The organism is Terrisporobacter glycolicus ATCC 14880 = DSM 1288 (genome assembly GCF_036812735.1).
GTDB lineage: Bacteria > Bacillota > Clostridia > Peptostreptococcales > Peptostreptococcaceae > Terrisporobacter > Terrisporobacter glycolicus.
The window spans coordinates 3,169,110-3,181,535 of record NZ_CP117523.1 but is presented as its reverse complement, the minus strand read 5'-3'; the positions used below and the strand labels follow the sequence as shown (position 1 = coordinate 3,181,535).

13 protein-coding genes are annotated in these 12,426 nt (G+C 27.3%); all 13 read left to right on the top strand.

Annotated features, from left to right (window positions below; all coding sequences use genetic code 11):
* Positions 1-23 precede the first annotated feature (23 nt).
* The 13 genes from TEGL_RS15630 (at position 24) to TEGL_RS15570 (ending at position 12,426) form a co-directional block, all read left to right on the top strand.
* Complete coding sequence (locus tag TEGL_RS15630) at positions 24-923, top strand: phosphate ABC transporter substrate-binding protein (protein WP_018591398.1); 900 nt, start codon at positions 24-26, stop codon at positions 921-923.
* A gap of 108 nt (positions 924-1,031) precedes the next feature.
* Entirely contained in the window at positions 1,032-1,898 is an 867-nt protein-coding gene (pstC, locus tag TEGL_RS15625) for a phosphate ABC transporter permease subunit PstC (protein WP_018591397.1), read from the top strand.
* Positions 1,899-1,901: 3 nt separating this feature from the next.
* Positions 1,902-2,747, top strand: a complete 846-nt coding sequence (locus tag TEGL_RS15620) for a PstA family ABC transporter permease (RefSeq protein WP_018591396.1) — start codon at positions 1,902-1,904, stop codon at positions 2,745-2,747.
* The gene (locus tag TEGL_RS15615) at positions 2,729-3,478 is read left to right on the top strand and encodes a phosphate ABC transporter ATP-binding protein (RefSeq protein WP_018591395.1); all 750 of its coding nucleotides are present in this window, start codon (positions 2,729-2,731) and stop codon (positions 3,476-3,478) included. The genes TEGL_RS15620 and TEGL_RS15615 overlap by 19 nt, the downstream gene beginning before the upstream one ends.
* 24 nt (positions 3,479-3,502) lie before the next feature.
* Positions 3,503-3,973 carry an HAD family hydrolase gene (locus tag TEGL_RS15610; protein WP_018591394.1) on the top strand — a complete coding sequence of 157 codons (471 nt, stop codon included), beginning with the start codon at positions 3,503-3,505 and terminating at the stop codon, positions 3,971-3,973.
* A 77-nt stretch (positions 3,974-4,050) separates the two neighbouring features.
* A complete protein-coding gene (locus tag TEGL_RS15605; RefSeq protein ID WP_018591393.1) occupies positions 4,051-4,239 on the top strand; it encodes a hypothetical protein in 189 nt (62 codons plus the stop codon).
* Between the two features lie 52 nt (positions 4,240-4,291).
* Positions 4,292-5,269 carry an SPFH domain-containing protein gene (locus TEGL_RS15600; RefSeq protein ID WP_018591392.1) on the top strand — a complete coding sequence of 326 codons (978 nt, stop codon included), beginning with the start codon at positions 4,292-4,294 and terminating at the stop codon, positions 5,267-5,269.
* Positions 5,270-5,414: 145 nt separating this feature from the next.
* Entirely contained in the window at positions 5,415-5,882 is a 468-nt protein-coding gene (locus TEGL_RS15595; RefSeq protein ID WP_018591391.1) for a DUF1648 domain-containing protein, read from the top strand.
* A 587-nt stretch (positions 5,883-6,469) separates the two neighbouring features.
* Positions 6,470-7,834, top strand: coding sequence for an MATE family efflux transporter (locus TEGL_RS15590; protein WP_018591389.1), 1,365 nt, complete (start codon positions 6,470-6,472; stop codon positions 7,832-7,834).
* Positions 7,835-7,928: 94 nt separating this feature from the next.
* A complete protein-coding gene (locus tag TEGL_RS15585) occupies positions 7,929-8,921 on the top strand; it encodes a hypothetical protein (protein WP_018591388.1) in 993 nt (330 codons plus the stop codon).
* A gap of 123 nt (positions 8,922-9,044) precedes the next feature.
* Entirely contained in the window at positions 9,045-9,173 is a 129-nt protein-coding gene (locus TEGL_RS15580; RefSeq protein WP_018591387.1) for a hypothetical protein, read from the top strand.
* Positions 9,174-9,393: 220 nt separating this feature from the next.
* Positions 9,394-11,490 carry a DEAD/DEAH box helicase gene (locus tag TEGL_RS15575; protein WP_018591386.1) on the top strand — a complete coding sequence of 699 codons (2,097 nt, stop codon included), beginning with the start codon at positions 9,394-9,396 and terminating at the stop codon, positions 11,488-11,490.
* Positions 11,491-11,811: 321 nt separating this feature from the next.
* On the top strand, positions 11,812-12,426 hold the full coding sequence (locus tag TEGL_RS15570) for a DUF4397 domain-containing protein (protein ID WP_018591385.1): 615 nt from the start codon (positions 11,812-11,814) through the stop codon (positions 12,424-12,426).

The window sequence follows — 12,426 nt, the reverse complement described above, 5'->3', positions numbered from 1 at the left end:
TAACGAAATAGGGGGGATTAGAAATGAAAAAGAAATTTTGGGCTATATTTATGTCTATGGCTATTATGCTATCATTAGTTGCTTGTAGTAGTGGTGGAGAAGATAAAAGTAAGTCAAAGGATAAATCACAAATAATGTTTATAGGTTCATCAACTTTAGCTCCAGTTATGTCAAAAATATCATTAGAGTTTATTGAGTCTTATGGAACTTGGAACAAGGTAAATAAAGACTTTTCAGAAGATAATATAGAAATATATGTATCAGCAGGTGGTTCAGGTCAAGGTGTACAAGCTGTAATTGATAAAACAGCAAACTTTGGTATGGTTGCAAGAAAAGTAAAAGACGAAGAAAAAGAAAAAATAGAAAATGAAAAAGAATATCAAGTAGGTATAGACGCATTAACAATAGCTGTTAATCCTAAAAATCCTATATTAAAAGTAAAAGATAATTTAACATCAGAAGAGATAGCAAAAATATTCTCTGGAGAGTATAAAACTTGGAAAGATGTAGATTCATCTTTACCAGATAAAGAAATAGTTGTGGTAACTAGAGATATCGGTGGAGGAGCTCATGAGGTATTCCAAAAAGCTATAATGGGGGATACAGAAGTAAAATCTGATGCTATACAAGCCGCTTCTATGGGTGCTTTAGTATCTAAAGTAATAGAAAATGAATATGCTATAGGATATGCTTCATATGGTGTGGCAAATCAAAACGAAGGTAAAATATCTAAATTAAAAGTTGACGGTGCAGAAGCTAATGCAAAAAATATATTAAGTGGTGATTACAAAATACAAAGACCTTTATTAATATTAGGTAGTGGAGAGCCAACTGCAGAACAACAAGCATTTATAGACTATGTTTTAGGGACAGAAGGACAAGCTATTGTAGAAGAATTAGGATTTATCCCAATGAATAAATAAAAAATATAAATATTTTCTAAAAAGAGCTTATTATTTTGTATTTAAGCTCTTTTTTAGTTAAAATTTATTACAATTAAATTAACAATAAATAATTAAGAAGGTGATTTATTGAAGTATATAAAAGACAGTTTTATTAAATATATTTTGTTTTTAACGGTGATTTTGTTTTTATTAATAGTAATATCTTTATTTACATGTGTAATAATAGAAAGCATTCCTTTTTTTAAAGAAATAGGTATTAATGGATTTATTATTTCGGGAGGATGGAATCCTTTAAAATCAGAAGCAAGCTATTCTTTGTTGCCTATGATTTTAGCAACACTATATGTTTCATTTTTAGCCGTATGTATAGCTCTTCCAATAGGACTAGGATGTGCTATTTTCTTGAGTTTTTATAGCAAAAAAAGTATTTCAAAGACTATATTAGCATGTATAGATTTATTGGCAGGTATTCCATCTGTCATATTTGGTTTTATTGGTCTAGTAATAATAGTAAAATCTTTTGAAATATTTTTTAATATGACATCAGGAGAATGTGTATTAGCAGCAGGAATATTGTTAGCTATTATGTTATTACCATATATAATATCAAATTGTAGCGAATCCATAGATGAAGCTAAAAATAAATTTGAAATAGAGTCTTTATCTTTGGGAGTATCTAAAGAATATACTATAAAAAAAGTTATACTTCCATCAATAAAAAACAGCATTTATTCAGCTATAATGATGTCATTTGGGAGAGCTATGGGAGAAACTATGGCTGTAATGATGGTAATGGGGAATTCTCCAATAATGCCTAGATTATTCTCTAGAGGAGAGACTATACCTTCATTGATAGCATTAGAAATGGGAACAGTTCAGTATGGTAGTTTACATGCATCTGCCTTATATGGAGCTAATGTGGTTTTAATATTTTTACTTATAATAATTTTTGCTTTAGCAAAATATTTAAAAATTAAGAGCAGAATGGAGTAAATTATGAAAAAAAGAGATTATCTATTGAAGTTATGGATATTTATATCTGGGATACTAGTTATAAGTATTACTTTGGGTATTTTTATCTATATATTATATAAAGGATTTAATGTAATATCTTTGGAATTTATTTTTGATAATCCAAAAGGATCGCCTCTTGGAACAGAGGGCGGAATTTTTCCTGCAATTGTTGGAAGTTTACTTATGGGATTATTATCAGGAACAATGGGAGGTTTTTTAGGAATTTCAATTTCTATATATTTAATATTTTACTGTGCTTCTATTAAATTTAAAAATATAATATTGTCATTTCTTTATGGATTGTCAGGCGTACCATCTATTGTATTGGGACTAGTTGGTTATACAATTTTAATATGTAGGTTTGGAATGGAAAGAGGATTATTATGCGCTTCAATAACACTTTCTGTTATGATAATACCTTTCATATCAATAAGAATAATAAAGCTATTAATGGATAGTGGAGAAGAAATAATGAAGGCTTCATTATGCCTTGGAATATCTAAGTCATATACTTTATTTAGAATTATTCTTCCTAATATTGTGATAAATATATTAACATGTATAACCTTAGGAATGGCTTATGCTATGGGAGCAACAGCACCTATAATGTATACAGGAGCAGTTATATATTCTGGGTTGCCAAGTGAAATTAATTTACCTGTAATGGCCCTTCCATATCATTTATATATATTAGTAAATGAAGGGTTATCTTTGGAAAATGCTTATGGAACAGCTTTTGTATTAATGGGATTGTTACTTATAATAAATGGTTTATGTAGATTAATAGGAATATGGAGAGAAGGTGCATCATGGAAAAAAATGTTTTAAGTGTTGAAAATTTAAGTGTTATTTTTGATAAAAAAAGAATATTAAATAATATTAATTTTAGTATAAAAGAAAAAGAAATAACAGTTATTCTTGGGCAGTCAGGATGTGGAAAGTCCACATTATTAAAATCTTTTAATCGAATTATTGAAGAAGAAGGAGGGAAAATAGAAGGAAATATTATTATTGATGGAATAAATTTTAATGATATAACTTTGCAAAGTTTAAGAACCAAAATAGGATTAGTTTTTCAAAATCCTACTATTTTTCCTTTTTCTATAGAAAAAAATCTTACATATGCTTTAAAATATCACACTAATTATGATAACAAAGAAATAGAGAAAAGAAAAATAGAATTACTTAAACAAACTAAGTTGTATGATGAAGTAAAAGATAACCTTCATATGTTTGCGGGAAAATTATCAGGTGGTCAAAAACAGCGTTTATCAATTGCAAGATGTTTAAGTGTGAAGCCTAAAATATTATTATTAGATGAGCCATGTTCTGCTTTAGATGTGAAAAATACCATGTTTATTGAAGAAGTGTTAAAGGAATTAAAGGATAAATATACGATAGTAATAGTTACACATAATCTAGCTCAAGCCAAAAGAATAGGTGATAATATTATTTTTATGGATAATGGAGAAATTATTGAAATAGGCAAGTCAAAAGAGTTTTTTAATTCTCCAAAAGAAACTTTGAGTAAGGAATATATTCAATATATGGGAACGTAAAATATAAAATTGTGGGGGAATGTGATGATTAAAATTGATATACCAGGAAGAGAAAGCTTAGAATTGGAAAATCTAGTTTTTGATTTTAATGGAACCATAGCTGTAGATGGAAGAATTTTAGAAAATATTAAAAATCAACTAAGTGAATTGTTAAAAATAATAAATATATATGTTATTACAGCAGACACATATGGAGTAGCAAAAGAAGAATGTGAAAAAGTAAATTTAAAAGTAATAACAGTGCCAACAGGATGTGTAGGAAAGCATAAAGGTGATTTAGTAAAAAAGTTAGGCAGAGATGTTACTGGAGCAATTGGAAATGGTTTTAATGATATAGATATGTTCAAAGAAGCTAAACTTTCTGTTGCGGTTATTGAAGGAGAAGGTACATGCAGTAAGCTAATTATAAATAGTGATATAGTAACAAGGAGTATAGAAGAAGCATTAAATTTATTTTTAGTTCCAAATCATATTAAAGCAGATTTGCGATGGTAAGTAATATAGTATAATATATAATTAATGATATCCTGCAATATATTTTTGAGTCACTTTTTATTTAGGGGGCAATATGATTGAGATTAAGGAAAAAGAAATCTTCTAGCAATAATTTTATTTTATTTCTATATGTTATATTTACAATTTTATTTGTAGTTGTATGGATATATGAATTATTTATATCAAAACAGTATGCCACAGGTATAGTATTAACCTTTTGGCAAATTGCTTTTACAATAGCATATTTGTTTTTTGTAAAAGAATAATGAAAATAAAAAATATTGCAGGATATGGTGTTATTTTAAGGAGGGGTAAATTATGATAGAAGAAAGAATCAAATTTAATGAAAAAGAACTTAAACCTATGAGTGGTTGGTTAGGTTTACTTATTGGCTTAATTTTAATATTGATTTTTCCAGTGGCAATTTATTTTGCTATGATTAAAGATATAGTATTTCCAACAATACTAGGAATTATATGTTTTATAGTGGGTATTTTTATGCTTTGTGGATTAAAGATATTAAATCCTAATGAGGCAATAGTGCTAGTGTTATTTGGTAATTATTATGGAACAATTTCAAAAGAAGGTTTTTATTTTGTAAACCCATTTTGTAGTGCTATCAATCCAACATATGAATCACCAGCACTTAGAATGACTAAGGGAAAAGAAGATGAAAATAAGTCTGAAACTCTAATAACATCTGCAACGAAAAAAGTATCTCTTAAAACCCTAACATTAAATAATGGGATACAAAAAGTAAATGATGAAATGGGAAATCCAATAATGATAGGAGTCGTAGTAATCTGGAAAGTTATAAATCCTACAAAAGCAGTATTTAATGTTGATAACTACAAAACATACTTATCAATTCAATGTGATACAGCACTTAGAAATGTGGCAAGACTTTATCCTTATGATGTTAATGATGCATCAGAGGAAAAAACACTTAGAGGATCTTCTCAAGAAGTTGCAGATAAATTAAAAGAAGAATTACAGTCGAGAGTTCATGTGGCAGGTCTTGAAGTTTGTGAAGTTAGAATAACTCATTTAGCTTATGCTCCGGAAATAGCAGCTGCAATGCTTCAACGTCAACAAGCTGAGGCAATTATTGCTGCACGTAAAAAAATTGTCGAAGGTGCTGTTGGTATGGTAGAAATGGCTCTTAATTCTTTAAATGAAAATGAAATTGTAAAGCTAGACGATGAGAAAAAAGCAGCAATGGTAAGTAATTTATTAGTAGTACTTTGTGGAAACAAAGATGCTCAACCTGTTGTAAATAGCGGAAATATTAATTAATATGTATAGCTAGATAGTAATAAGACTATTTAGCTTTTTGTGTTTTATAAATCATAAAAATATTTTAATAAAACACCTTTTTAAAACTTATAATATAATGTAAAATTATACTTATATGTTAAATAAGATTGAGGGGGATGAAAATATGAAGATGGCTTTCACACAAAAGCAAAGAATGATTGAAGGACTTACAATATTTACATTAATAGCAATATCAATTTATGTGGCAGTCATGTGGGGAAAAATACCACAAGAGGTAGCAACATCTTTTGGAATTACTGGTAAAGTAGGTGGTATGGGCTCAAAAACAAGTATCTTATGGAAACTAGCTATATCTTATGGAATATATATAGTGTTTACTATGATATACTTAAATCCATCTTTATGGGGAATAGGTAATATAAAAGATAAAAAGAAGCAAGAGCAAGCATTTCTATTAGCAGGAGATTTATTTGTATTTTTAAAATTAATTCTTGTGAGTATAATGGCATATATAATTTTTTGTATTATAAATAAAGTTGATTTAGGTTTTGTATTTATTCCAATGTCAGCATTTTTGCCATTAGCAATAGGGTTTAATACTTCCGCAAAGATAAAAGCCTTAAGAAGTTAGAAATGTTATTATTTTTATTGGCCTTTATAAAGTCTAGTGCTAGTATTTAATTAGAAAAATATAATACATAATAAAAATATATATTAATTGAAATTAAAGCCATGAAGGTTACTTCTTAACAAGGATAACTTCATGGCTTTCTAATTTATAAAAGGAGGGCTATCACTGTATGCATCTTCAAATCCAGATGGAGAAATACAATGGGTACTACAGTATCTGGTGTGGTAGGTTCAGCAATAACACTAGGTTTATGTGGGCTAATATCCTTTAGGTTTAGTAAGGCTAAGAAAAAAGAAACCAATGAATAAAAGGAAGATTTAGGTTGACTTTATTAATTAAATATATTAGAATAGTTTTTGTTAAAAGAGCCATTACAATTGGCGAATTATATTTAATTTATAATCGCAATGCAAGATAATTTAATGGTTCAAAAAATAAAATATAAACAACAAGCCAAATAAGTATACTTAGCATGCTTATTTGGCTTTTTTAATTTTCAACTTTGCGACTTAAGCAACGGACTAAGCCGTTGGCGACATGAGCGAAGCAAATTTTTTATTGTTAATAAAAAAATGGGAGGGGTTGTAATGGAAAAATTAAATTTATTAAAAGATGATGAGAAAAAAGTTTTTTACCACTATCTAATACCATCAATATGTTCTACACTTGTAACAGCAATTTACATATTGGCAGATACTCTTATAATAGGTCAAGGTGTCGGAGCAGAAGGTATTTCTGCACTAAATATTTTCCTACCTTTTTTTGCCGTATACAACGGTATAGGTCTTATGTTTGGACTTGGAGGTGGAATATTAATATCAATGGAAGATGGGATGGGAAATAAAGAGGAATCAAATAAATACTTTATTTCTAGCTTGGTAGCAGTATTAATAATAGGACTAATATTTACAATATTTACAAACATATTTTTAGAAAAGATCTCTTACTTCCTTGGAGCAAATGAAAACAGTATTGACTTAGTTTTACAATATGGAAGATGCATAACAATATTTACACCAATATTTATAGCAACTAATTTTTTATCACCTATAATTCGTAATAAAAAAGCTCCAAAATTGGCTATGATGTCAGTGCTTGTAGGAGCAGGATTAAATATAGTATTAGATTATATTTTTGTATTCCCTATGGACATGGGAATGATGGGGGCAGCTTTAGCAACAGTTATAGGAAGTTTAACAACAGTTACAGTTCTTTTGACTCACTTTATTTCGAAGAAAAATAGAATAAAACTATCTTTAAAAGAAGCGTCAGTAAAAAGAATAAAAAGGATAATCGGTTGTGGCGGATCTAGTTTCTTAATGGAAGTTGCTGCTGGATTTGTAATATTTATATTTAACATTCAAATTTTAAAATATATAGGGGATATGGGAATAGTAATTTATGGAATTATATCAAATTGTGTAATAGTTGGAACTGCATTATTTAATGGTGTTGCTCAGGCTAGTCAACCTATAATAGCAACTAACTATGGTGCTAATGAAAGTAAGCGTGTAAAAACAGTTTTAAAATATGCTATGTTTACTACTATTTCAATAGGATGTTTATTATATCTAGTAGTATTTATGTTTACAGAAGAAGTAATATATGCTTTTGTAAAAGCTAATGTAGATATTGTTTCTATGGGAGTACCAGCAGTGAGATTTTATTTAAGCGCTTTCTGTATTATGAATATTAATATATTGCTTTGTAATTATTTCCAATCTGTTGGAAAAGAAAAACCATCTATATTTATATCAGTTATAAGAGGGTTTTTATTAAACATCATTCTTGTATTAAGTTTACCAATGGCATTTGGGGGATCTAGTCTATGGTTTGTTGTACCTATCACAGAAGCTATAACTTTATTTGGAATAATAATATACACAAGAAAATTAAAGAGCAGTGATTTGAATAATGAAGCTAAATTTAATAATATTGCAGTAGCTAAATAAAAAAGAAGGTAAAATACCTTCTTTTTTGTAATTATTCTTTTCTATTATTGGAATAATAAGTATTATTTACAATTTTAGTAAAGGAGAAAAATAATTGAGAAAATATAGTAATGATGAAATAAGCTCAAAAATAATATATTTATTAAAAGAAAAATTAGATAAAGATTACGCCAAGGGCTTAACAAGAAGGGATGCTCATCCAAAATGTTTAGGACTTCTAAAAGGATATTTTATTGTAGATAAAAATTTACCTTTGCAGTACAGAGAAGGTATCTTTAACAGAGATTATTATAAAGCTTTTATAAGATTATCTAGTTCAAGTCCTAAAATAAGAAGTGATAAATATAGAGATATTAGAGGATTTTCAATAAAATTATTAAATGTTTATGGAGATAAATGTGTAAAGGATGAAAAATTTACTCAAGATTTTCTATTAGTTAGTATGAAAACGATGCCCATAGGAACGCTAAAATTATTTTATGATGCTATATATTATACTACAAAATCTACACCAATAATTTTTATGGGAAAATTAATAAAAGATAAAAATATCAAAGTAATTACAAATATTATAAAAAATATGAAACATGATACGAGTCCTTTAGATATTAGATATTACAGTACTACCCCATATATGTTTGGTAATAAAATAGTAAAATATAGTATAGTCCCAAGATCAATGTACAAGAGCAAACTTCCTAAGAAACTTGGGAAAAACTATCTTACAGAAAATATGCAAAGACATCTATATAAGGAAGAAGCCGTGTTTGATTTTATGGTACAATTTTATATAAATGATATACATACACCAATAAATGATGCCTCAATAGAGTGGGAAGAGGATAAAACTCCTTTTATTAAATTGGGAGAAATAAGGATTCCAAGGCAAAGGTTTACAACTAAGAAAAGATTTGATTTGGCAGAAAAAATGTCTTTTTCACCAGGTCATAGTCTTCCTTCTCATAAACCTATAGGAGATATCAATGAAGGAAGAATAAAAATTTATAAGGAGATGTCAAAATATAGACATTATAGAAATAAGGAAGAATTATATGAAGCAAATGATGAAGATTTTGATAATATATGAAAATTGATGACACCTAAAATATGTAGGTGTCATTTTTTTATTCTAGCATTCATAGTATATAGTAGAGTTAAACTGAATAATTAAAAATATTTTTGCAATAAGCTAAAAAGGAGGTGTCAAAAGATGAAAAACATATTAGATTTTTGTATGAGGGACATTTCTTTTGCTAGTTGTGGTGAAGCGTTGATATGGATAGGAACAGGGGCTTTAATTATTGCTGGAGTATTAGCATTAATAAAAAAACCAAAGTAAATAAAAAATAATTTAATAACTACTTGAATGACTTATAATAATATGAGTATAATTTAAGTTGAAGTGTGTGAAAATGGAAATATAAAAATTAAAATTAAAATTTAATAAAATTTGAAATATCATGGGGATTATCTCATGATATTTTATTTTTAAAATAGAAACTGTTTTAAATGAAAGTGAATTAAAAAACTATGATAAATTTTAAGGAAAAGGTGGAAAAATGGAAGTAGATAAACTTAGTGAAGTATTAAGACTATACACAGATAAGTTAAAATATAATAGAGGATTTGCATCATATAAGAGAAATTATGTAAGCAATGACTATGTAAATACAAGAGGGAATGAAGCAACGTTTTATGCTACAGTATTTGATGAACATCATAGACGAAGTTATACATCTATGATAAGTATAAATACTAAAAATAGGACAGTTTCCAATCTTAGTTGTGACTGTCAAAATGTATTCAACAATAAAGAAACTCAAGTATGTTCTCATATGATAGCTTCAGTTCTTGAAGGAATAAAAAAATTAAGAGATAAAACTAAAGAAGAATTTTCAGAAGGAGACATAATATTAAACCCTACTGTAATATTTGACCTAAGTCAATCTAGAGGTGGAAATTTAGGTGCTAGTTTACATATTGATAAAATAGATGAAAATGAATATGCCAATATATACAATTCATATAAAGATAAATATAAGTACCACCTTATGCCAGATGGTAGCTATATTGACTTAAAGAACAATGATTTAGAAAAAATATTTCAAATTATAGATGTATTGGGTGTTTGTGGTGATTTTCAAAAAATAAAGATACCAGAGAATAAAGTAGTATTTCTAGAAAAGTTGCTAGAAGATGAAAGTGATAATTTAATAAGTGGTAGAAAATACGTAGATAATGTAATAAAAAAATATAATAAATTAAATAAAAATATAAAAATACCCGAAAATTTAAAGGCAAACCTTAGAGATTATCAAGTGGATGGATTTGAATTTTTTAATACTTTATCAAATTATAACTTTGGTGGAATACTGGCAGATGAAATGGGCCTTGGTAAAACTGTACAAACTTTAGCTTTTTTACTTTCGCAAAAAAATAAAAAATCAATAGTTATAACTCCAACTTCTTTAATATTTAACTGGGAAAATGAATTTGAAAAATTTACACCAGATATTAAACTAGGGATAGCTTATGGAAATAAAGCTCAAAGAGAAAAAGTATTAGAGAATTATAAGGATTATGATGTTATACTAACTAGTTATGGTACCTATAAAAATGACATGGAAAAATATAAAAACATAACATTTGATTACTGTATAATTGATGAGGCGCAAAATATTAAAAATCCGTATTCTATAATTACTAAGTCAATTAAAGAATTAAATTCTAATGTGAAATTTGCTTTAACAGGAACACCTATAGAAAATAACCTTATGGAACTTTGGTCAATTTTTGATTTTGTTATGCCAGGATATTTATATAGTAAAAAGAAATTTGAAACTATATTTGTTAATAATGAAGAAAATCACTGTCAGCTAAAAAATTTAATAAAACCATTTATGCTTAGGAGAACTAAAAAAGAAGTTATTAATGAATTACCAGATAAAATAGAACATAAATTTTATGTTGAGTTGGATAAGGAACATAAAAGAGCGTATAAAAGTTTTGTAAATTTAATAAAAAGAAGAATTTTAGAAAACAATGAAGATAATATGACTGTTTTTTCCTATTTGACAAAGTTAAGACAACTAAGTATTGCTCCAGAAATAATTGTTAAAAACTATAAAGGTAAAAATTCAAAGTTAGAAATTTTAACTAATATTATAAAGGAAGAAAGTGCTAGAAAAATATTAGTATTTTCTCAGTTTACAAAAGTTCTTCAAATTATAGAAAAAAGATTGGAAGAAGAAAATATTTCCTACTCTTATTTAGATGGAAAAACAGATGCAAGAGATAGACTAAAATTAGTAGAAGAATTTAACAATAGTAATACCAAGGGGGTATTTCTAATATCATTGAAAGCAGGAGGAACAGGACTTAATTTAACTAGTGCATCTATAGTAGTTCATTTTGATCCTTGGTTTAATCCGGCAAGTGAAAACCAAGCTAGCGATAGGGCACATAGAATTGGACAAAAAAATGTGGTAGATGTTATTAAATTAATTTCTAAAAATACAGTAGAAGAAAAAGTAATAGCTATGCAAGATTATAAAAAAGACCTTATTGAAGATATAATAAATTCTAATTTAAAAAATAGTTCATCTTTGAAAAAATTAACCAGAGAAGAAATAATTGATTTATTTGAAAATATGTAAACAAGAAAAAAGATGGTGAAAACCATCTTTAAACATTATAATTCATACTCGGGGAAAGTAAGAATACAATTTAAGTTAATTAATTACTATATCTAAGGGTTAAAAATATTTAAAGACAAAAAAAGCCAGAAGGTTAAAGCCTTCTGACTTATTTATATCTTCAAAATATAATTATTAATTATCTTATTGTTAATATTATAATATATCAATTTACATATTTTGTCAAATGGATTTTGATTTGTATCAAAAAAAAATATCTAACATAGAATTATTAATAAAAGGTTATTTATTATTGTTTTATATAAGGGGGATGATAATTTTATGTTTATTAGAAATGATATGGATATATCTTATGTGAGAGTGTTTCATGCTTCTCCAAATGGACCTTCAGTAGATGTTTATATTAATGGAGGACTTGCTTTTAAAAATTTACAATTCAAAGACTTCTCTGAATATGTTCAACTACCAATGGGAGAATACAAAATAGAAGTATTTCCAGCTGGACAAAAAGAAACGCCTGTACTTACGCAAAACATCAGACTACCAGAAAAAGAAGTAATAACCATAGCTGCAGTAGGAAATTTCGAAGATCTTCAATTAATACCATATATAGAAGGTAATGCAGATGATTTACTTGAAAATGAAAGCAGAGTAAGAATTATACACTTATCACCTGATGCACCAAATATAGACGTATTAATAGATGAGAATTTAGCATTTAAAGATATCGGATTTATGGATGCAACAGATTATGATCAACTACCTTCTGGTTCGTATAATTTAACGGTAAATCTTGCTGATACAAAAGATACTGTGTTAACCTTGAATACGGAGCTAAAAAGTAAAAAGGTATATACTGTTTATATAGTTGGTAATCCACCAAATCTATTAGGAATACAGTCCTTGGATGGAAGTACATTTGTAAGATTCAAATAG

Excerpts from the sequence above, each read along its gene's own strand:
- TEGL_RS15630 (WP_018591398.1), top strand. The coding sequence starts at position 24 with ATGAAAAAGAAATTTTGGGCTATATTTATGTCTATGGCTATTATGCTA.
- TEGL_RS15620 (WP_018591396.1), top strand. The coding sequence starts at position 1,902 with ATGAAAAAAAGAGATTATCTATTGAAGTTATGGATATTTATATCTGGG.
- TEGL_RS15615 (WP_018591395.1), top strand. The coding sequence starts at position 2,729 with ATGGAAAAAAATGTTTTAAGTGTTGAAAATTTAAGTGTTATTTTTGAT.
- TEGL_RS15610 (WP_018591394.1), top strand. The coding sequence starts at position 3,503 with ATGATTAAAATTGATATACCAGGAAGAGAAAGCTTAGAATTGGAAAAT.
- TEGL_RS15600 (WP_018591392.1), top strand. The coding sequence starts at position 4,292 with ATGATAGAAGAAAGAATCAAATTTAATGAAAAAGAACTTAAACCTATG.
- TEGL_RS15595 (WP_018591391.1), top strand. The coding sequence starts at position 5,415 with ATGAAGATGGCTTTCACACAAAAGCAAAGAATGATTGAAGGACTTACA.
- TEGL_RS15590 (WP_018591389.1), top strand. The coding sequence starts at position 6,470 with ATGGAAAAATTAAATTTATTAAAAGATGATGAGAAAAAAGTTTTTTAC.
- TEGL_RS15580 (WP_018591387.1), top strand. The coding sequence starts at position 9,045 with ATGAAAAACATATTAGATTTTTGTATGAGGGACATTTCTTTTGCTAGT.
- TEGL_RS15575 (WP_018591386.1), top strand. The coding sequence starts at position 9,394 with ATGGAAGTAGATAAACTTAGTGAAGTATTAAGACTATACACAGATAAG.
- TEGL_RS15570 (WP_018591385.1), top strand. The coding sequence starts at position 11,812 with ATGTTTATTAGAAATGATATGGATATATCTTATGTGAGAGTGTTTCAT.